Below are 20770 nucleotides of genomic sequence, written 5' to 3'. Positions count from 1 at the left end.
GAATATCTCACCGCCTCTTTAAAAGATCAAGTTTAAATTTAAAACCGAATTCTTTGAAACAAATAAATAGAGAAATCGGTATAAAAATAATTGCCGTGTATAACAATGACGTTAACTGACCCAATGCTCCTTCTTTGTTTAACACGACAAACCAAATTATCAACCCGATCTGAATGAAAAATTTGCCTAACTTAAATAGTATAAATAACTTTGGATTATTAGATAGTTGATAATATATAGAAGGTATTAACGAAAATACATTCAAGAAAGTAGTGATTATGCATAAGAGCATATATGGGCTATAATCAATATTGTTATATATCATTTCTAAATAATGTCTTGATAAATGCAAAACAATAAATATGAAAATGAAAACAACACCCTCCTATATACAAAGTAGAAAGTAGTGATTTTTGTCAATCTCTTTTACAAAGTAGAGTCGTTGTGCAGCTCGGTCAAGACATAATGTCATAAATATAATGACAATTGATGACAAACTTCCATAGATGAAACAATACCAAAATCCTCTACTGACATTGCCGAACTATATATAGGAAGAAAAATAAAACCTACGACTTGAGGTAAAATATTACCCAGAGTATATATAGCTGATGACTTACCTAAGCTACTCATAATTCTCTGACACAATCATATCCACTTAAAAACTTTGGTCACTCAAAGGTAATCCCATTCACCAAAGCGTCCACATGTTTTAATATTTATAGATGACAAATAATCTAGAACAATTTTACGATGCTCTTCCATTCCTATATCAAAACGACATTACCAAAAGGCAAATGTTTATGGTGAACAAAATAATATCACTCTCTTCACAAAGATTTTCTTTCAATAGTTTTTAACAATATTATCTTTTAATATGTCTGGATCTAATTTTTCTTTGTAGATAAATTATATATCTCAAACTGAAGTGATGATTTACCAATTGGAGCATTATTTGGTGACTTCCACGATGGGGAATAAGCCCTTGCTGCTAGATTGTCCTCATCATAGATGTAATACCAAAGATAGGGTGGGATATTTGGTTTATTAAAACCAATCGAAATCAAATCGACAGTAGTCAAAGTAAACTCTTGGCACTAAGTTTTACATCTTCAGGTACATTAGGGATAAGCTTAATAATTTCCGGCAATGGGAGCGTACTAATTAGAGTGGCATAGTTTTGTATATCTCCATCACTAAACATTACATATTTTTTATAGGATCTATTTTAATCGCTTCTTTATCTATTTTAATATCACAGCTATCTGCTATGCCCTGAATAAACTGAAAATAACCGCCTACTTTTGGATAACGCATCTCTGATGCATAATAATGATTATCATCTCTTTTTCAGATGCTCCCAATAAAAGCTCTTGTATATCAGCCCTTCTAACTCTGTTTCCGATCCAACTTGTAGAAAGATGCTCAGCTTCTAAGCCCCAATACTTCTTGGTGTAATTTTTGGGATATCTCTTTGATAGTTCATAACCGTATTGATGATCGAGCCATTCTCCATAATTCCGGGGAATCAGATCTGGTCTCTCCGTGAATGACTTAATTAAAGACACTTTTTCATCTACGGGAAGTGGAAATAGGTTATTTTGGATCGGATGCTTAAACCACTTTTTATTTTCTACACAATATGCATTCGGTTTATGACTGATATAGTCTGTTTTTTCAAAAATTGATTTTACGTAATCATTAGATGTAAAACTTAGATGAATTGCTTTATCAAATCGAAAGCCCTGAACGGTAAAGTTACCAACCAATCCCAACCGTTGAGCTTTTCTCTAAACAAACAGCATGCATGCCTTTAGCTTTTGCGTGATAACATGCCGAAATACCAGCAATACCCGCTCCTAAAATGACTACTTTATCCATTGTTCTTTATCTTCTAACATTTTTCGAATGAACTTCTCAATTCCCCATATTTAGGAGTGAACTCACTATCTTCGTTCTTCACTGTAATCCTATAATCACCAGGTTCGGAGGCACCTTTATCTCAACGTCAATATGTGTGTTAAGATAGTTACTCATTGTCTCAGCAATACATTTAGCAAAGTCAGAGATACTGAGCTCCATACTACCGTAGGCATTAACGATTTTTCTTTACCGATTAAACTCAGGCAATCAAGGACATCATTGATAGACACAAAGTTTCTGTATTGCTGGCCACTACTGTTGATCGTTATTTTCTTATCAACTAACGCATGACGCAAAACTGGAATGGCACTAACGTCCAGCGATCAAAGGTATCGAATGAACTTGGTGCACCATAGATATTTGTAGGTCTAATGATTAGGTAGTTAAACTCTGCTTGCTTGCTTCTAGTTCGAATGATTTCCTCAGACAAGTAGTGAGTGAGCCCATAGTCATTTATCGGGTTGATTTCACTCTTATCTGTAACTAAACCACTTGATATCCCATATACATGAAAAGTACTGATGTAAATAAATGAGCGAATGTCGGCAAGGCTCGCTAATTCGGTAAGCTTACGAGTTAATGTGACATTAATATTGTAAGTCCTATCAATCGAATCATTAATCAAAACCTCGTTAATTGCTGCACAATGAACAATTGTATCAACATCTCTGACCTGCGTAACAAGCTCTTCAACGTTTACTTCTTCTAAGTCAGCAACGATATCATTTTGAAGCGAGCGTCCAATGGTGATGACCTCGCAGTTTAATCTAAGATAATGTTCTGTAATCTTCCGAGATATCCCGTCGCACCAGTGATCAGTACTTTCATTCAAATGGGCTCTTGTAGTCAGCTAATGTTGGAAATGCCTTATCTCGTTCAGAAATAATGAGAGTGTCTAAATCGAGATCATTAAGTTCAAGTCCTATACTTGACCATAAAATTCCCTGATCAAGTTCCGGGGCATAGATATGATCTGTCTTATATAGGAGGGTTGCTTGCTCAGAAAGAGTTAGAAAACCATGCGCTATCCCGATAGGCAGGTAGACAAGTTGTGGGTGCTCAGAGTTTAACTCAACCGTCACAACTTTACCGTAAGTGCTTGAGCATTTGCGGATATCAACAAAGAAGTCGAGCACTTTACCTTCTAGGCAAGTCACAATTTTATTGTGCAGCAGGTGGTGCTGAAAGTGAAGGCCACGTAGAACGTTCTTTTTGATACTGAGTAAAATTCTTCTTGAAGGTTAAACTCGGAAATGGCGTGCCTTCAAAGTGATTCGGATGATAAGTTTTGATAAATGCTCCGCGATAATCTTCAAACTTTGGAAGTTCGATGAGGTAGCATCCAGAAATATCGAGTTGAGTTACATTCATTAAATAAAGCCAATGATTTCTCATTGGCTTTCCATTTTGGTTATTATGTTTTAGAAGCTTACACCGAAAAACTCTTCAAACTTCTCAATAACAAAGTCTAAGTGGTCTTTGTCAAGGCCTGGGTAGACACCAATCCAGAACGTGTTGTTCATAATAAGGTCAGTGTTGGTAAGCTCCCAACAACACGGTAGTTAACGTTCTCAAAGTACGGCTGACGCGTTAGGTTACCTGCAAACAGAAGGCGAGTACCAATCTTGTATTGATCCATAAACTTCAGCAGGTCTACACGGTCAATGCCAGACTCTTCACGAATGGTGATTGGGAAACCAAACCATGATGGGTCAGAGTTTTCTGTAGCTTCAGGAAGAATGATGAACTCTTCGCAAGAGACTAGGCCATCACGAAGGTAAATGTAGTTATCCTTGCGTTTTGAACGAGAGCTTCAACGCGATCCATCTGAGCAAGGCCGCAGGCAGCTTGCATATCAGTGATTTTTAGGTTGTAACCCAAATGGGAATATGTATTTGTGATCATAGCCATTAGGCAATGATCCTAATTGCTGATCAAAACGCTTACCACAAGTGTTGTCACACCCTGGTGCACAGTAACAATCACGCCCCAATCACGGAATGATTCAATCAGTTTGCGTAACTCTCTATCTTTAGTAAATACCGCACCGCCTTCGCCCATGGTAATATGATGTGATAGAAGCTCACCGTGGCGATATCACCAAAAGTACCGACCATCTGACCGTTGTACGTTGAACCAAGGGCATCAACCACAGATTGTGTTTATCACACGGCCTCAGTTAGGTCAAAGGTGTTGCCTAGCGTATGTGCAACCATGATCGCCTTTGTCTTTTCAGAAACTGCAGCTTCAATCATTTCTGGCTTGATTTGGTAGGTTGGTATATCAACATCTACAAACACAGGTACTAGGCCATTTTGAATCGTCGGGTTTACCGTTGTTGGAAGCCGGCTGCAACAGTGATGACTTCATCACCCGGTTTTAGTTGGCGCTCACCTAATTTTGGTGAGGTCAGTGCAGTTAACGCAAGAAGGTTAGCCGAAGAGCCTGATGTAGTGGTTAGCACATAAGGTACACAAGGTATTCACCTAGACGTTTTTCGAATGCGTCATTGAAGCGACCAGTAGTTAACCAGCCATCTAGAGAAGCTTCAACCATAAGTTGAAGCTCTTTCGCGCCTAGAACTTTACCTGATGGAGGAACCACGCTCTCCGCCAACAAATTCTTTTGGTGCATATTCTAATTCTGCATATTGCTCTACTAAGTCAGCAATTTGAGCTCTTAGTTGCTCTTTCGACATTATTTATTACCTGCTCTTGCGGTCATGTATTCTTTTATTTCATTGATCGTGTAGGCCTTAATGTCTTCGCCATTAAGCCAAGCTTTTGCCAGTTTACGATCTTATCTAAAGTAGTTTTAGATCCCAAACTGGCTGCCAATTCAGACGCATTTTTGCTTTAGAGCAATCCAGTTTCAGATAATGAGCTTCATGAGGATGCACCTCTTGGCTCAAGAACCACTCAGCTCCTCTCCCATGATTGGGCTAGGTGGTTAACAATTTTCTCAACCGGTTGAGCATCTTCATCTTTAGGGCCAAAGTTCCAGCCTTCAGCGAAACTTGAGCCTTCTGAGTATAACTTCTCCGCTATCGTGATATAACCTGATAACGGCTCTAAAACATGTTGCCAAGGTCGAATAGCGTGAGGGCTCCTGATCTCTACTTTACGATTAGCTACAAACGCTTGAAGAATATCCGGAATCAGGCGGTCCGCCGCCCAGTCACCACCTCCTATCACGTTACCAGCACGAACAGAAGCAATCGCACATCCATGCTCCGTGTATTTGCCAGCGTTAAAAAGACTGGCGATAAGAAGATACAACTAACTCAGCACAGCCTTTACTGTTACTGTATGGATCATATCCTCCCATAGGCTCGTCTTCTCGATATCCCACACCCACTCTCGGTTTTCATAGCACTTATCTGAGGTTATATTAACGACTGCTTTAACACCGCCAATCTGTTTAACGGCTTCAAGCAAGTAAACCGTGCCCATTACATTGGTAGAATAAGTCCCCATGGGGTCATCATATGAGAGACGGACCAAAGGTTGCGCTGCCATATGAAAAACAATTTCAGGTTTGAAATCATTCATCACTTGACGCAAGTGGGTAAAGTCACGGATATCACCCTCTTCAGTAGACATACCTTCCCACACTTTCGCTTCTTCAAACAAGCTTGGGGTAGTCGGGCAGGCAGAGTAGCCTTTACAATCGCTCCCATTTCTTGAAGCCAGAGAGATAACCAACTACCTTTAAAGCCTGTGTGACCCGTAACAAATACTCTTTTACCTTTCCAAAACTTGGGTTCATATTATTTATCCCAAATTTGCCAAGGCGCATTACCTGCTTGCCATAATTCTTCTAAGTAAACCTTATCACGTAGGGTATCCATTGGCTGCCAGAAACCATGATGCTCATAAGCCATTAATTCACCATCTTCAGCCAGTTTGTTCAGCGGATATTGCTCCCAAGTACAGCTATCACCATCAATATATTTTAAAACTTCCGGTGACAAACAAAGAAGCCACCATTAATCATTGCCCCATCACCTTTTGGCTTTTCTTTAAAGCTGTTTACTTGACCTTTAGTAATATCTAAAGCACCAAAACGACCAGGGGAAAGGTAGCTGTTAGCGTAGCTTTTTTCCATGTGACCTATGAAAGTCAATAGTTCTAGTAATATCAATATCAGAAACACCATCACCATAGGTAAAGCAAAATGCCTCTTCATCTTTCACATAATCAGCAACACGACCTAAGCGCCCACCAGTCATAGAATTATCACCCGTGTCCACAAGAGTAACAGACCATGGTTCAGCTCGTTTATGGTGCACCTTCATTTCATTGTTTTTCATATCAAACGTTACATCTGACATGTGTAAAAATAGTTAGCAAAATATTCTTTGATCACATAGCCTTTGTAACCACAACAAATAATAAAATCATTGATGCCATGTGCTGAATACTGCTTCATGATATGCCAAAGAATCGGTTTTCCGCCGATTTCTACCATTGGCTTTGGCTTCACGGAAGTTTCTTCGCTCAAACGCGTTCCTAAGCCACCAGCTAAAATTACTGCCTTCATTTGTCGCTCCAACTAATTCTTATAATTTTGCAGGGGTAAACGCATCAGAAAAACGCATCACCAGGAAGATGATATTGTAAAATAGCTTTTTGCGTTTTCTATCATACGAAGAGAACCATGCATACACTTCAAATTTTTCTAATGAATCAAAATCTTTAACCACTGCATTTTGAACGTAGCCTTTTTATATTCTGACGTTCCTTCAAGCTCGTTCGATAATACAGGAAAAAATTAATGTTTTATTTTTCTCAGACAGAGAAAATAGCTCATTACAATATAGTTCTTTTTATATCGCATACCCCAGTAAATATAAACCTTCCGCTTATCTTCTTTGCGATTAGCTCTTCAACGATGGCTTTTATTGGTGCTATACCTGTCCCGGTTGCGATTAATACTAATGGTTTTGTGTTTTCTTTAACGAAAAAGTACCTTTGGGCCCTTCTAAACGCATAAGCTGATTTTCTTTCAAGTTACCAAACAACAATTCTGACATTTGTCCATTCGGGACTTTTCGAACATGAAGTTCTAGTTCTTTTGATTCAGATTTCGCATTTGCTATTGAATAACTGCGCTTTATACCTTTAAAACTTAAATCAACATATTGACCTGGCAAATAATCAAATGCAACTGTTGGTGGAAACCTCAACCTAATCGAAACAATATCTTCAGTAACGTACTCAAAACTTGCTATTTTGCATGGGATAGTTTGTTGCTTGATATGTGTTAGTTCTGGATAATAGTTGGCTTTTAGGACAATATCTGACATTGCCTTTGATTGGCATGTCAGAATGCACCCTGAGTTACAAGCTCACCGTTCTCATTTTCTACAGAACCGGAGATCACCTCCGAACTACACACCACATTCACCTGTTTTGCAGCTATGCTCAAGGGAACAGACTGTGATATAGCATCATCAAGCAGGTTTTCGTCACTCGTATAGCTAACACCGGCAGGTTGGATAGTGATGTTATACTTCATATCAAGCTCTTTTTCGTTATAACCAGCTATACGGCTGTATAGATCAATATGTTGCTTTTGATCCGAGAGAGTACAAAGATTACTCACATCACCACTTAAGAACGCCTCTGTCTGCTTATATAAACCCGGCTTGTATTCATTATCAAGTGAGTCATCAATTTCTACAAACTCGACAGCTACACTACCTAGCTTTTGTATTTGTAACTTTTCCATTGGTCGAAATATCAATCGATGGGCAGAAGTCAATACCTCAACACTCCAACGCCCAGGGCTCCCAGTTGCCATGATAGGCAAATAAGGCACCAGTCTCCGATATCCCCGCTCCAGAGAAATTATATGATCGTGTATGCCATTCCGCACCACCGCTAACAAAACACTCAATCTTTAAAGGAAAGCCCCAAGATAGAAAGCCATATCTGTAACGTGAGTGGTGTTTGCAAGGAACCAATTTTCTTTACGCCTTCACCTTTCTCTAGGTTAGCGATGACATGGCCCCATTCAGTTAGTTCGAAATTAAAACTTTGAACGCCGCCATCTTGTTTGATGATGTTTTTAGCAGCAAGCAAAGATGAGAAAAATCTCCTATTGTAAGCAACATACACTTGTGCATTATAGCTCTCAGCATAGTTAGCAAGTTCAGCGATTTCTTGTACATCAAGTCCTGCTGGTTTCTCTACTAAGATTTTTAATTCCTTGACCGATCAATTGCATCGTCGTAGACGCAAGCTGCTCAACACCTGTCGTGACAATAGCAAACTCATATTGAGTAAGATCTGTTGTCTCACAGAATTTATTCAGCCCACCAACAAAGGGCTTATACCAGTTACATCTTTAAACTTAGATGCTGAAGCTTCGCTACGCCCTACTACGGCATAGTTACGCTCTAAGCCATTAAGAACTTTAGCATACTCTTGTGCCATAGCTCCGGCACCAATCATTAGTATCATTTTTCACCTTATGTAATTGGAACTAATTGTTTTAGCTCACTGCTCACACTTGAGCGAACAATGTTGCAGCCTTGCGCAGAAACTCCGTATGCAGCATTATTGAAGTCGCTAATGAGGTCAATTCACAGTCTTGTTTCGTAATTAAATCTAGAACAACTTTATTTGATAGCTGACTTTGGAAAAGAACTTGTAATGGTAACTCTTTAATAATTGTTCCATCTGTAAGAAGCCAACGTATAGCACCTTCACGCTCAGACAATTCGATACGTTCTCCATCAATGATTAGCGAAATATCCAGCACTACTTGACCATTATCTTCTTGATCACATCGTAGGGATAAATTATGTCGACCTGATTGCGCTGAAAGACCTCCATTATCTCTTTGAAACCTGCGCGTTTACTATCGATAATTCGGACATCAGTTTCAAAATCCAGCGTGTAATCTGAGAAATCAGCAAAGTAGTTCCAAAGATCAATAAAGTGAATAGCATTACAAGCTAACCCCAATTGAAACCTCGAACGTCTATAGAGATAGACTTTGCATCTTGATATGTTCTTACAAGGTCTTGATATTCGATAAATTGCCTTCTTGGACAGTTCACCCAAGTATTAATCCCCGATCTATCAAGGATCTCTTCCGCCTCAACTAGTTGTTCAACGGATTGAAAAAGTACTTTTCAAGTATTAAATGTTTGACTTTAATTTATCAACTAGTTGCTTAATTACGCCCAAACGTATGTCCGCATTTGTAGCAACAATACATACATCGATATTCATCCCTGCGATATTATCTATATCCGATAAATAAGTTACATCGGGTGAAATTTCTTGAACAACCTCTTGATAGCGCAATTGAGCAACTTCTAAAGATCTCTGATGGGTCCAGAACGTAGACACTAAACTGATCATCTAACTGAGCTAATGCTTGAAGGTGTCGGCTTCCTAATTGACCTGCACCAATAATAAGTACATTATTTTTCATTTAATTAATTGCCTATCTAAGCTTAAAATATCTGTCACTAATTAGAGCGTAAATCCATCATCAACAATGATGTTCTGACCTGTAACATACTTAGACTGTTCTGAAAGTAAGAATAGTACTGATCCAATAACATCTTCTACGTCTAACATACCCACACCATGAGTATTGTTTTTATACGCTTCTAAAAGCACTTGGTTGATGGTCAAATATACCACCAGGGCTAACACAGTTAATCCTAAATTTACTATCGTTAACATAAGATGCTACGTATCTATTTAAGTGTTGAATAGCAGCCTTAATAGCCGCATATTCTACTGGCGTTGTCATTGATGTATTTTATAAATATCAAACTTAGGTGCTACCACGCCATAAATTGAAGAAATATTAACCAATGAAAACGGAACTTGTTTTTGATAAAGTATGCGGCACATTGTTGAGTAAATAAAAATGCACTACCTAAGTGTAAAGATAAATTTTCATTAAAACTATCTAATGACACATCAAAAAGTGAGCTCCATAAGTTTTGTTTCTTGGATAAGCACAGTTAACGGCACCGGTAATGTCACTACAATTCATAAAAAGATTTAACATCTAGGTCATTTGTAAGATCCAACTTAACTAACTCAATGCCAACGCTTTCAATAGCTATATTCTGTGCAACAAGTTTATTTCTGATCAACTCTAGGTTTATGTCTGCAGCTATGACTTGAGCACCTTGCTCTAAAATATGCTTAACGACTTTAGCTCCAAGTAAACCACCAGCACCCACAACCAGTATTTTTGATTTTCCAATAAACCCTTCATTTATCTCTCCTCGAGAATGGCTTCAGCTAATCTAAAATCATAAATATCATCAATATCAATTGCTCGTTGCTTTGGTACTTCTATGCTGGTCACTTTCCCGGAAAACAAACCATAGTTATTTAAAACAAATACTGGTGTAGTAACATAAACAACCGTAGTAATATCAAACATTTCTGGTGCATCTTGACGACGAGTTACATCAAACTCTGGTTGAATAGCTAACTCAACAAGGCCTTCCTTGGTTCTTTTACCATATTAAAGAAAGGACTGCGATTTGCCGGAGTAACTGAAATACAAATATCCGCATTATCAGTTTTCTCTGCTCAATTGCAGCCTCAATATCTTCAACGCTCCTTAAAGGGCTAGTCGCAGGCAAACTAACAAAGCCGTCAAAATTACCATAATGCTCCGTCACCCATTCAATAGCGTGACACCAAGATAGCCATTCAGGGCTGCTGTCTGTCGCCAATTCTTTTGGTCTGTTAATTACAATAGCGCCTGCATTTAAAGCGACTTGGGCAATATCATGATCATCAGTAGATACAAAACTTTTCTATCATTGATGTTTCAAGAGCTGTATCAACAGAATATTGCAATAAAGGCTTTCCAGCCAGCGGCTTAATGTTTTTCCCGGAAGCCCTTTAGAACCTCCACGAGCAAAGATAAACGCATAATTTTTCATTTCAATTTCTATAAGCAGTATGCATGGCATTTGATTTCATTAATCAAATTAATGGTACTTTTCGCTTCATCTAAAGATATACAAGCGTTAGCTTTTCCTTGAATCATATGAACAAAATCCTTAATCATTGCCAGATACATTTGGTTTTATCCCATTCAGGCTCGTGATATAGCACTCTTGTTCCTTCCTTGGTTGTAAACAATAATTGGTTCCCAATCAGATCCCAATCAATGCGCCCTTCACTACCAATAACACTACATTTCCGGTTAGCTTTGCGTTGTAAAAATCCAAATGGATATTAGCTACCATGTTTGAAGAATTTACAGTCACAATATCAGCAATATCTTCAACGTTTAGACCTAGTTCAGACGTTGACCGTAGTATTGCGTGCTAAAGTTAACGGGCCAAATAACCATTGGGCGTAGTCCAGTTCGTGACTCAACTCATAAAGTGCACCACCACCTAAGTGTTTATTCGCAGAAACAGTATCTAGATAATTTTACTCGGGCGCCAGTCTGGGAGATACTGCCCAACTTCAATATGTGCATTATATAATACGCCCACTTTATGATTAGCTAGCAAGGCTTGGAGCTTTTGTGCAGACGGTATGTATCGTAAGCAGTAACCAATGGCTACTGGAGTCTGATATTTAGTCATTGCCCGCTGAATTTTGTTTACATCTTCGAGCGTTGTAGTAACAGGCTTTTCAAGCAAAACAGGTATGCCAGCTTCAATCAATGGAATTGCGTGCTCTGCGTGAAACGGAGCAGGGATGCGACAATTACCAACGCCACCTGTTGAGAAATTAGTTCATCGATACTTGAGACTAGTTGATCGCAATCACTTACAAGTTCGCTAGGAGCTCGTCCACTAGCGGACATTGCGTATAAGGTGGCCATTGGAAAAGTTGCTTCAAATTGCGTCTATGTCTCGTTGCTATATTACCTAGCCCACAACTGCAACTTTATTAATTATACTGCTCATGATAATCAATCGAGTCCTAAAGTATGAATGTCTGCTTGTGCCCGAGTAAAATCATCCATTCGGCCAATATCGAGCCAATATTCATGAATCGGGAACATCAACACTCGCTCTCTCTCATGCATGTGCTGCTCAAGTAGGGTTGGCATATCAATACGATGATTAACAGGAACAGATTGAACAACTCTAGGTGAAACAACATAAATTCCGGCGTTAACGAAAAACGCTGAACTGGTTTTCGTCCATACTAGTTATCTTGTTTCCTCACCACTAATCACGCCGTAAGGAATTTGATAATCATACTCACGCACACATATGGTTGCATCGGCTTGATTATCAACATGGAAATCTAGTAAGCGTTGAAAATCAACCTTAGTTAGTACATCACCGTTCATCATTATAAGCGGTAAGTCTTCAGGTAAATTTTTGGTAATAAACCTAATGCGCCACCTGTACCTAGCGGAGATTCTTCATAGACATATGTAATATTGACTCCAAACTCTGAACCATCACCAAAGTGCTGTTCAATTTGTTCTGGCATATAATGAGTAGAAATATAGAAATTCATAAAGCCAGCTTTAATAAAACTTCGAAGTACAGTTTCTAAAATCGGCTTATTTCCTATTTCAAGCATAGGTTTAGGGCATGAATCAGTGAGGGGACGTAAACGTGTACCAAAACCACCAGCCATAATGAACACTGGTTTTGGTATGCAGGTTGCTCAATAAGCTCATCATGCAACAATGATAAACCCACAATTTTCCCATCCTTAATAAGAGGGATAGATAAAATATTTCTCCGATTCATTTCTTGAACAAGCTGTTCTTTATCTGTATCAAACATGCAAGTAAATGGATTTTCATTCATTACATTATTTACGGGTGAATCTAAAGAAATCCCTTTAATATTCTCTTCGAATGTCACCATCAGATACAATTCCTAGAAGTTGATAATCATCATTAGCAACTAGAGCTATTCGTATAGCATTATCATCTATAACTTGAAGAGCATCTTTTATTGATGTCCCAGGCTTTATAATGACTTTTTCCCACAATTTATTCATTATAAGCCTTATTAACTAATCTTGTACCAATTCTAAAAGAAGGTGTATAGGGTTCAGATAACTTATTATTTATTACATTCCGAACACTAGTTACCTTAATCGTATTATCACCAACTTTTATAACAACACCATCAGAGTTTCTTCCAACCACCTCACCTATTGTTGCGATATAATTAGGCGCATCAATTATTAATTCAGCTTTTCTATCGCAAATTCACTGCCATTAAAATAGAATCGAGCACAAGGTCCTGGCGTAGATATCGCTCTTACGAAATTAAAGAAACGCTCACTACCCCAATTAAAATCAACGACTTCATCACCAATGGTTCTTATTCCAAAATAAGTTCCAACAGGGTGAATATCTTTTGCTTAATAATTTCAATATCACCTTGTGAAATTTTAATATAGCAGAAAACAATACGTTAGCACACTCATTGATAGCCTTATCTAAGAGCGTTTGGTAATTATCTTCTTGCGTTATTGAATATAACCTTTGTTCAACAATATCTCCCGTATCAATACCTTCATCCACATAATGAACTGTTATACCAAACTTAGACTCTCCATTAATTAGAGCCCAGTTAAGTGGATTACGCCCTCGATAAAAGGTAAAGCTCCAGCGTGACAATTAATAAAACCTAGAGGTGCATAATCAATAATATCTTTCCTTAATATTTGATTAAATGACATTGATACTAAAAGTTCAGGTTCAAACTCATCCATTATCGATAGAAAATCTTGTGTATTCACGTCTCTTACTGGGATATAGGGAATACCTAGTTTGTCCGCCCATTCTTTCAAAACAGGATCTTGGGTATCAAATCTAGGTACAATAAATACGATATCTAAACCTTTTGTTTCAGAAATCAACTCTATCGCTTTGTGTGACCAAGGACCATCTGCAAAATAACCAATTTTCATGAAATTTCTTCATCCTGTTTATATGACTTGGACGCTTGCTTTCCAAGCAAATCCCAATATTGAAATGGACTGATACCTGAACCTGGTCTTTTACCGTTAAGTTATCTACAGTAAAAGATCCCCTTAGTAATATCTAACTTTGCAACAAGGCTCTTTCTAGCTACGGCTTTATTCTTGACCTCAGAATTTGTTGGAAACTTAACGCCTGAGCCTAGAGCAGTTTCTATATCTCTAATAGCCTTCACCATCAAAGCTAATTCATGTGGTTCTAATGACGCTTTATGATCAGGTCCTTCCATAGTCTTATCTAATGTAAAATGCTTTCAATTAGCACCGCCCCCTAGCAGCAGCAGCAATCGGAATTGTAATACCTTCACTATGATCTGAGTACCCAGCCGGTAATCCAAAGATGAAGCAAGAGTATCCATAGCCTTCAAGTTTATTTCACTCACAGGAGCTGGATACTCTGTTGTACAATGAAGAACTGTAACTTTTTCTCTTAACGCTTTCTGCCCTTCAATAGAAGCGTAGGCTTCTTAAATGAAAAATTGAGGTTGAGCTAATTTATCTTGAGTAAGCCCAAAAGCGATCACTCCCAACGCATTTTCAACCTCTGCAAGCGTTGCCATACCTGTAGACAAAATAATGTCGCAACCAGTTCTGGCATGCTCTAAAATAAGAGGAGCATTTAGGATTTCACCTGACGGAAGCTTGAGTTTTTTAGACCTAAATCATTTACTAAGAAATTTAAGCTTTCTGAATCAAAAGCTGTTGAAAGGAACTCGATACCAATATTTTCACAGTAGTCAATCAACTCATAGTGTAATTCATAGGGCAGCTCTAACCTTTCTAACATTGCCAGTTGAGACTCTTCTTTCTTCGTATTTTCAATTTGATATTCAGCTTGATGTGCAAGCTTGGAAGCCAAGTTTTAGCCTTAAAAGTCTGAAACTTAACAATATCAGCACCAGCAGCTTTAGCTGCATCTATCAACTGAAATGCGAGTTTCCGACAACCGTTATGGTTCACTCCTGCCTCAGCAATTATTACCGTCATAAAACCTACTTAATATCGAAAAATTGTTTGCACGGATTAAACTTCATATCTTTAATCATTTGTATTACTTGCCCACTAGCATTTCCAGACCATAAGGGTTGATTACAATTTTTCCGTCAACCATATATTCCCTTGCTATAGCATAATCAATTGCAGAGCAAATACTTGTTTTAGTTGGCTCCGCATCAATAACACTTTTGGCGGCTAACCGACCTTTCTGCCGAACACCGATATTAACTGTTGGTACATTAAATGAAGGTACCTCAATAATTCCACTTGATGAGTTTCCAATAACTGCGGTTGCATTTTTATTGCACTTAGATAACGGATCTGTCCTAGAGATGCGATCGCTAATACTCTATCTGGGTTTGACGTTGCGTAAGCTTCAAGCAGAGGAATAATGCGTCGCCCACCTTCATCTGCATTGGGGTAAGTTAATATAATCTGATATTCAGGGTAACAATCTAAAGCATCAAGTAAAGCTTGAAAACTTGCTCAGGAGCTTCGTCGCCTAGGGTTACAGGGTGATACGTGACGACAAAGTAAGGTCTCGAATTGCAAAATTTAAGGACTCCCCAATTCGACCACCCCATGAAAGAGCCTCGATTTAAATGATTCTAAACCAATTGCCCTATATTCTTAACACGTTCCGGAGACTCACCTAATTGAATAACTCTATCCCTATATTCATCTGTCGAGGTCCCATGGAGGTAACTAAGCTTCGTTATAGCATGGCGAATCGCATCATCATACGCCCCTTCCGTAATTTCTCCGCCATGTAAATGAACCACTGGGATTTGTAGTATCATTGCTGTTTGAGCAGCAGCAAAGCTTCGAATCGATCACCTAAGATAACAAGAACGTCCGGGTTGAGACGGTATAAAGCATCTGAAAACCTAGAACACCTAAGCCGATACTTTTGGCTGTTCCCACAGATGAGTCAGAAGAAAGTAGTATTTCTATTCTCTCATCGATATGAAAACCATCGCTCTCTATCTGCTGATATGTATTTCCAAATTCTGGTGACAAATGCATCCCTGAAACCAATAACTGTAACTCTAAGTTTGGATCAACTTGAATATCTTTAGCAACCAATATAGAAGGCCATATTCTGCGCGAGTACCCGTGAAAACTGCAACTTTTTTCATATCATTTGATCTCTATTGGCGTGCTCGGAAGGTTGATTAAATGTGCCTCAAAACTCAGAGTGAGTTAAATCGCCACGTATTGCATTCTCAAACATTGGCAATCTATGCATTAGCTTCCATATTGGTCGAGTCATTACTCCCGCTTCATTGGTACCTGACAACAACGCATCGCGCATTTCGCTGTCTGGACAAACCACGGCATTAAGCCAGTAATTGACTGCGCGTAGCTTGGTTCAGTGACAAAACGAACATCACTACCTGCAAAGAACTGCTCATAGTGCGCAGCAAGCACGCGTTTTGCGCCAAGTAACTACGCATCACTTCCATCTGCGCGCACCCTAGAGCTGCATTTAAGTTTGGCATGCGGTAGTTAAAGCCCGCTTGATCGTGATAAACTCAAATGGATGCGGCACTTTTGCCGTGGTGGTAACATGCTTGGTGCGCTTACCATCTTCCAGATCGCGACACAGTACCATGCCACCACCACCGGTGGTGATGATCTTGTTGCCGTTAAAACTCACCGCGCCAAACTCACCCAGTGTACCCGTGTGCTGGCCTTTGTAAAAGAGCCTAAGCTTTCAGCCGCGTCTTCTACCAGGACAAGTTTCCACTTGTGACACACCGCGATCAGCTCATCCAGTTCCACAGGTGGCCGAACGTGCATTGGCACCACCGCTTTAATGCGTTGTTTGCGCCCTTTGTGGAAACAGCCTTGTTCGGTAATTTCAGCATGCTCTTCAAGGTAATGCTCAAGCGCTTTGGGGCACAAGCCGAGACTCATCGGTGATACATCGACAAAGATTGGCTCCGCACCCATGTGGTATAGCGCGTTACAAGTCGCAACAAACGTCAGCGCTTGGTTATCACAAAATCGCCACGCTCTACGCCCGCCATGTAAAGCGCCGCATGCAAGGCCGCCGTACCGTTGACGGTGGCCACTGCTTTGCCGTGCCAGTAAAGACTTCCATTTTATGTTCAAATTCATCAACAAACTTACCCACGCTCGAGACGAAGGTGCTGTCAATGGTTTCCATCACATACGCTTTTCGTTGCCGTCAAAGGTCGGCGCATGCAGCGGAATGAAATCGTTGGTTTGGTAGGTGTCGCGAACAAACTCGACAATCGATGACGGTTTCATGCTCATTCCTTACATCTTGCTGTCGAGGTATTTGCCGGTCTCTTTGTGACCAAAATCTGGGATCATGGCAAAAACAGATCAACGATTTGCTCTTTGGTCCAGCACGGTCCGTTTTCATCTGCGCAATGGTCGATTCAAACAGCGCCAATTTTCAGGCTCATACAGTGGTTCGTTTTGATCACGCCTAGGTTGTCAAAACGCGCCATGTCGAGGGTTTCGTTGTCGGTAAAGAATTCTTCGAAGTCTTTTCACCGGTAGTGTCACTTTCAGTGAACAAGCATGGCCACTTACCTTGCGCAGGCAGCGTGTGCACCAGTTCGCGCGCTTCGTCTTCACTGGTACACAAATGAGGTTCATAGCCGCGCTGCTTGAGGTATTTCACCGCAATGTCGGCAAACGTGATGAGGTGCAATGCTTCGTTCAATTTCGGGAAGAAAATGTCTCGATTTTCACCAAAATGCACGACATCAGACACAATTCGCCTGATTCTTGTGGCGTCACGAAGTAACGCTTAATGTCGTTGGGTGCTACGATCGGCTGGTTCTTTTGTAAACGCTGGTTAAAGCCATGCAGCAAAGAGCCATCTGAGAATGCCACGTTGGCGAAACGCGCAGTAGAAATCGCAATTTGCTCGCTCTTGCGCATCAAGAACATTTCCATGATACGCTTAGAAGCGCCCATCATATTGACTGGGTTCGCCGCTTTGTCGGTTGATACGCAGAAGTATTTCTTCACGCCTGCATCAATCGATTGTTGAATGGTTTTGTCGGTGTTGAACACGTTGACATCAATCATACGCATCAGGGTAAATGAGTCTTTTCGCTTCGAACGTGCTTAAGTGCCGACAAGTTCAGCACGTAATCGTACTGACCATCGGCCTTGATGAATGCATCATACTCAATCGAGCCAATGTCGAGTGCGAAGGTTTGGAAATCACCGTCGATGTAACCAAACGAGCTGCGAATATCACGCACCAATTCCACCATGTTGTTCTCGCTGATATCGACAACATGAAGCTTTTCGGATGACGCTTAAAGATCTCTTTAGTCACCGCTTGGCCAATTGAGCCAGCACCTCCAAGAACCAAAAGCGAGACTGAGAAACGACGTTGGAAAGCTCAGCTTCGTGCTGGGCTATGTCTTGCGTAAACAGAGCATCGGTGCGACCGATGAGAGGGAGAATGGGTTCATTTAAAAGTTCCTAACCTTAGCTAAACCATAAACTAGAGCCCAAATAAAATGGAACTAAGTAACATGGTAATATGGTCAATTTGGTGTATCTTCTAATATTTTTCTAATATTACTAAAACAGCCTGTGTTATGCGACTGATTCATAGATCATATCGGAGATTCCTCAACCTTTGTGCATTAGCATTTGAATGATACAATTTATGTTCGGTAATAAACCATCTTGGGTAACACTATGATCATCGTAACTGGCGGTGCTGGCATGATTGGCAGCAACATCATCAAAGCTCTTAACGATCAGGGCATTAGCGACATTCTTGTGGTCGATAACCTTAAAAATGGTCGAAAGTTTCAAAACCTTGTGGATTTGAAAATTGCAGATTACATGGATCGTGATGACTTTCTGATGCAAATCATGTCCGGAGAAAACTTTAGCCCTATTGAGGCCATTTTTCATGAAGGTGCATGCTCATCCACTACCGAGTGGGACGGCAAGTACATGATGCTCAATAACTATGAATATTCCAAAGAGCTTCTTCATTACTGCCTAGAGCGTGAAATTCCATTCTTGTATGCTTCATCTGCTGCCACATACGGTGAAACTGACGTTTTCAAAGAAGATCCCCAATACGAAGGTGCTTTAAACGTATACGGTTATTCCAAACAACTGTTTGATAATTATGTCCGTAGACTATGGAAAGATGCTAAAGAACACGGTGAAAAATTGTCACAAATCACGGGATTCCGCTACTTCAATGTTTATGGTCCACGTGAGCAGCATAAAGCCTCTATGGCTTCCGTTGCATTTCACCTGAACAATCAAATGAATGCTGGGGAGAATCCTAAATTGTTTGCTGGTAGCGAACAATTCAAACGCGATTTTGTCTATGTGGGCGATGTGGCGGCAGTAAATCTATGGTTCTTACAAAACGGCGTGTCAGGTATTTTCAATGTCGGTACTGGTCGCGCCGAGTCGTTTGAAGAGGTTGCAAAAGCAGTCATCAAACATCATGGCAAGGGTGAGATTGAAACCATTCCATTCCCACAACATCTAATTGGCGTGTATCAAGAGTTTACTCAAGCTGATTTGACTAACTTTAGAAGCACCGGCTGCGATCTTACATTTAAGACGGTAGCTGAGGGTGTGGCTGAATACATGGCGATTTTGAATCACAAAGCGTAAAATCGCTTTTATTTTTAAAGTAAGGACTTAGCCGTGAAAATTGCAGTCGCAGGAACGGGTTATGTGGGCTTATCTAATGCAATGCTATTAGCTCAACATAACCAAGTTGTCGCACTAGATATTATCGAAGATAAGGTGGCGATGCTGAATCGTAAGCAGTCACCGATCGTCGACACTGAAATTGAGCACTTCTATCATCAAAAGCCTCAATTTTGTTGCTACAACCGATAAGCATACCGCATATAACAACGCTGATTTTGTCGTCATTGCCACGCCGACAGATTATGACCCACAAACTAACTACTTTAATACCACTTCTGTGGAAGCGGTTATTAAAGATGTAAATGCTATCAATCCATCCGCGGTAATGATCATCAAATCAACCGTACCCGTGGGTTATACCGAGCGAATCAAGCACGAGTTTAACTGTGAAAATATCATATTCTCACCAGAATTCTTACGCGAAGGCAAGGCGTTGTATGACAATCTCTACCCATCACGTATCATCGTAGGTGAGCAAAGCGAGCGAGCAGAAGCATTTGCAAAACTGCTGATTCAAGGTGCCGAAAAACTAGATATCCCCGTGCTATTCACCAACTCAACGGAAGCGGAAGCCGTTAAACTTTTTTCCAACACTTACCTAGCTATGCGTGTTGCTTACTTCAATGAACTGGATTCATATGCAGAAGCACATAAATTGGATTCTCGCCAAATCATTGAAGGTGTTGGCCTTGACCCGCGTATTGGTAACCATTACAACAATCCATCTTTTGGTTATGGTGGCTACTGCTTACCAAAAGATACCAAACAATTGCTCGCCAACTACCAAAACGTACCCAACAACATTATTGGTGCCATTGTTGATGCCAATAGAACGCGTAAAGACTTCATTGCAGATAGTATCTTAAAGCGCAAACCAAAGGTGGTTGGTATCTACCGTCTAATCATGAAATCGGGATCGGATAACTTCAGAGCATCTTCAATTCAAGGCATCATGAAACGCTTAAAAGCAAAAGGGATTGAAGTTGTTGTTTATGAACCAGTATTGAAAGAATCACATTTCTTCCATTCCGAAATAATAGAAAACCTCGAGGAGTTTAAAGTTCGTTCTGATGTGATCGTATCAAATCGAATGGCAGAGTGTTTGGCAGATGTCGCAGACAAAGTATATACTCGAGACCTATTTGGCAGTGATTAACCACTACTAAGCAAAAAACAATCTCATTAAAGCGTAC

23 protein-coding genes and 11 pseudogenes are annotated in these 20770 nt (G+C 39.9%); 2 read left to right on the top strand and 32 right to left on the bottom strand.

The window, feature by feature from the left end; translation table 11 throughout:
- Positions 1 to 1298 precede the first annotated feature (1298 nt).
- From Vt282_RS00765 to Vt282_RS00670, 32 genes and pseudogenes are all read right to left on the bottom strand, one after another.
- On the bottom strand, positions 1299 to 1769 hold the full coding sequence (locus Vt282_RS00765; protein WP_162062316.1) for a hypothetical protein: 471 nt from the start codon (positions 1767 to 1769) through the stop codon (positions 1299 to 1301).
- A complete protein-coding gene (locus Vt282_RS00760) occupies positions 1759 to 1881 on the bottom strand; it encodes an NAD(P)-binding protein (RefSeq protein WP_162062315.1) in 123 nt (40 codons plus the stop codon). Before Vt282_RS00760 ends, Vt282_RS00765 begins: the two co-directional genes overlap by 11 nt.
- 322 nt (positions 1882 to 2203) lie before the next feature.
- Positions 2204 to 2755: an NAD-dependent epimerase/dehydratase family protein gene (locus Vt282_RS00755; RefSeq protein ID WP_162062314.1), complete on the bottom strand. Its 552-nt coding sequence runs from the start codon at positions 2753 to 2755 to the stop codon at positions 2204 to 2206.
- On the bottom strand, positions 2748 to 3095 hold the full coding sequence (rfbC, locus tag Vt282_RS21435; RefSeq protein ID WP_332057952.1) for a dTDP-4-dehydrorhamnose 3,5-epimerase: 348 nt from the start codon (positions 3093 to 3095) through the stop codon (positions 2748 to 2750). The genes Vt282_RS00755 and rfbC overlap by 8 nt, the downstream gene beginning before the upstream one ends.
- Entirely contained in the window at positions 3085 to 3318 is a 234-nt protein-coding gene (locus tag Vt282_RS21430; protein ID WP_162062313.1) for a dTDP-4-dehydrorhamnose 3,5-epimerase family protein, read from the bottom strand. The genes rfbC and Vt282_RS21430 overlap by 11 nt, the downstream gene beginning before the upstream one ends.
- A 124-nt stretch (positions 3319 to 3442) precedes the next feature.
- A pseudogene (locus tag Vt282_RS21580) lies at positions 3443 to 3777 on the bottom strand (DegT/DnrJ/EryC1/StrS family aminotransferase).
- A 69-nt stretch (positions 3778 to 3846) separates the two neighbouring features.
- A pseudogene (locus Vt282_RS21575) lies at positions 3847 to 4223 on the bottom strand (DegT/DnrJ/EryC1/StrS family aminotransferase).
- A gap of 29 nt (positions 4224 to 4252) precedes the next feature.
- Positions 4253 to 4387: a hypothetical protein gene (locus Vt282_RS21570; RefSeq protein ID WP_415663427.1), complete on the bottom strand. Its 135-nt coding sequence runs from the start codon at positions 4385 to 4387 to the stop codon at positions 4253 to 4255.
- The gene (locus Vt282_RS21565; protein WP_415663426.1) at positions 4381 to 4557 is read right to left on the bottom strand and encodes a hypothetical protein; all 177 of its coding nucleotides are present in this window, start codon (positions 4555 to 4557) and stop codon (positions 4381 to 4383) included. The genes Vt282_RS21570 and Vt282_RS21565 overlap by 7 nt, the downstream gene beginning before the upstream one ends.
- A gap of 284 nt (positions 4558 to 4841) precedes the next feature.
- Positions 4842 to 5201, bottom strand: coding sequence for a Rossmann-fold NAD(P)-binding domain-containing protein (locus tag Vt282_RS21560; protein ID WP_415663425.1), 360 nt, complete (start codon positions 5199 to 5201; stop codon positions 4842 to 4844).
- Complete coding sequence (locus tag Vt282_RS21555) at positions 5202 to 5525, bottom strand: GDP-mannose 4,6-dehydratase (RefSeq protein ID WP_415663424.1); 324 nt, start codon at positions 5523 to 5525, stop codon at positions 5202 to 5204. It lies immediately after the preceding gene.
- Between the two features lie 167 nt (positions 5526 to 5692).
- Positions 5693 to 6465: pseudogene (gene rfbF, locus Vt282_RS00730) on the bottom strand (glucose-1-phosphate cytidylyltransferase).
- A gap of 394 nt (positions 6466 to 6859) precedes the next feature.
- Positions 6860 to 7231, bottom strand: a complete 372-nt coding sequence (locus Vt282_RS20320) for an FAD-binding oxidoreductase (protein ID WP_232055079.1) — start codon at positions 7229 to 7231, stop codon at positions 6860 to 6862.
- 17 nt (positions 7232 to 7248) lie between these two features.
- On the bottom strand, positions 7249 to 7656 hold the full coding sequence (locus Vt282_RS20315; protein WP_232055078.1) for a hypothetical protein: 408 nt from the start codon (positions 7654 to 7656) through the stop codon (positions 7249 to 7251).
- Positions 7657 to 7820: 164 nt separating this feature from the next.
- On the bottom strand, positions 7821 to 8009 hold the full coding sequence (locus tag Vt282_RS20090) for a hypothetical protein (protein WP_197740081.1): 189 nt from the start codon (positions 8007 to 8009) through the stop codon (positions 7821 to 7823).
- A 228-nt stretch (positions 8010 to 8237) separates the two neighbouring features.
- The gene (locus tag Vt282_RS20085) at positions 8238 to 8390 is read right to left on the bottom strand and encodes a Rossmann-fold NAD(P)-binding domain-containing protein (protein WP_197740080.1); all 153 of its coding nucleotides are present in this window, start codon (positions 8388 to 8390) and stop codon (positions 8238 to 8240) included.
- A gap of 43 nt (positions 8391 to 8433) precedes the next feature.
- A complete protein-coding gene (locus Vt282_RS00715; RefSeq protein WP_162062312.1) occupies positions 8434 to 8691 on the bottom strand; it encodes a hypothetical protein in 258 nt (85 codons plus the stop codon).
- Between the two features lie 722 nt (positions 8692 to 9413).
- Positions 9414 to 10180 (bottom strand): annotated as a pseudogene (locus tag Vt282_RS00710) (oxidoreductase).
- Entirely contained in the window at positions 10177 to 10347 is a 171-nt protein-coding gene (locus Vt282_RS21425; RefSeq protein WP_332057941.1) for a hypothetical protein, read from the bottom strand. The pseudogene Vt282_RS00710 and the gene Vt282_RS21425 overlap by 4 nt, the downstream one beginning before the upstream one ends.
- Positions 10348 to 10709: 362 nt before the next feature.
- Positions 10710 to 10772: a hypothetical protein gene (locus Vt282_RS21420; protein ID WP_332057951.1), complete on the bottom strand. Its 63-nt coding sequence runs from the start codon at positions 10770 to 10772 to the stop codon at positions 10710 to 10712.
- A gap of 450 nt (positions 10773 to 11222) precedes the next feature.
- Positions 11223 to 11300 (bottom strand): hypothetical protein, encoded by a 78-nt coding sequence (locus tag Vt282_RS20310; RefSeq protein WP_232055140.1) that lies wholly within the window; start codon positions 11298 to 11300, stop codon positions 11223 to 11225.
- A 47-nt stretch (positions 11301 to 11347) separates the two neighbouring features.
- Positions 11348 to 11572 (bottom strand): Gfo/Idh/MocA family oxidoreductase, encoded by a 225-nt coding sequence (locus Vt282_RS20305; RefSeq protein ID WP_232055139.1) that lies wholly within the window; start codon positions 11570 to 11572, stop codon positions 11348 to 11350.
- A gap of 275 nt (positions 11573 to 11847) precedes the next feature.
- Positions 11848 to 12902: pseudogene (locus tag Vt282_RS00695) on the bottom strand (nucleotidyltransferase family protein).
- 316 nt (positions 12903 to 13218) lie between these two features.
- Positions 13219 to 13530 carry a formyltransferase family protein gene (locus Vt282_RS21550; protein ID WP_197740079.1) on the bottom strand — a complete coding sequence of 104 codons (312 nt, stop codon included), beginning with the start codon at positions 13528 to 13530 and terminating at the stop codon, positions 13219 to 13221.
- Positions 13473 to 13823, bottom strand: coding sequence for a formyl transferase (locus tag Vt282_RS20075; RefSeq protein WP_197739572.1), 351 nt, complete (start codon positions 13821 to 13823; stop codon positions 13473 to 13475). Before Vt282_RS20075 ends, Vt282_RS21550 begins: the two co-directional genes overlap by 58 nt.
- A gap of 101 nt (positions 13824 to 13924) precedes the next feature.
- Positions 13925 to 14122, bottom strand: coding sequence for an N-acetylneuraminate synthase family protein (locus Vt282_RS21415; RefSeq protein WP_332057940.1), 198 nt, complete (start codon positions 14120 to 14122; stop codon positions 13925 to 13927).
- A gap of 28 nt (positions 14123 to 14150) precedes the next feature.
- Positions 14151 to 14500, bottom strand: a pseudogene (locus Vt282_RS21410) (N-acetylneuraminate synthase family protein).
- Between the two features lie 11 nt (positions 14501 to 14511).
- Positions 14512 to 14879: pseudogene (locus tag Vt282_RS21405) on the bottom strand (N-acetylneuraminate synthase family protein).
- A gap of 5 nt (positions 14880 to 14884) precedes the next feature.
- Positions 14885 to 16027, bottom strand: a pseudogene (neuC, locus tag Vt282_RS21155) (UDP-N-acetylglucosamine 2-epimerase).
- A gap of 201 nt (positions 16028 to 16228) precedes the next feature.
- Entirely contained in the window at positions 16229 to 16390 is a 162-nt protein-coding gene (locus Vt282_RS20290; protein ID WP_232055077.1) for a hypothetical protein, read from the bottom strand.
- Positions 16378 to 16844: pseudogene (locus tag Vt282_RS20285) on the bottom strand (DegT/DnrJ/EryC1/StrS family aminotransferase). The gene Vt282_RS20290 and the pseudogene Vt282_RS20285 overlap by 13 nt, the downstream one beginning before the upstream one ends.
- A 330-nt stretch (positions 16845 to 17174) precedes the next feature.
- Positions 17175 to 18347, bottom strand: a pseudogene (locus tag Vt282_RS00670) (UDP-N-acetylglucosamine 4,6-dehydratase).
- Positions 18348 to 18587: 240 nt separating this feature from the next.
- Here Vt282_RS00670 and rfaD point away from each other — a divergent pair.
- Complete coding sequence (rfaD, locus tag Vt282_RS00665) at positions 18588 to 19535, top strand: ADP-glyceromanno-heptose 6-epimerase (RefSeq protein WP_162062311.1); 948 nt, start codon at positions 18588 to 18590, stop codon at positions 19533 to 19535.
- Between the two features lie 33 nt (positions 19536 to 19568).
- Positions 19569 to 20733 (top strand): annotated as a pseudogene (locus tag Vt282_RS00660) (nucleotide sugar dehydrogenase).
- The last annotated feature ends 37 nt before the right edge of the window (positions 20734 to 20770 follow it).

The organism is Vibrio taketomensis, from assembly GCF_009938165.1.
Taxonomy (GTDB): domain Bacteria; phylum Pseudomonadota; class Gammaproteobacteria; order Enterobacterales; family Vibrionaceae; genus Vibrio; species Vibrio taketomensis.
The sequence above is the reverse complement of the archived record's forward strand: the minus strand, read 5'-3'. Positions and strand labels throughout refer to the sequence as shown.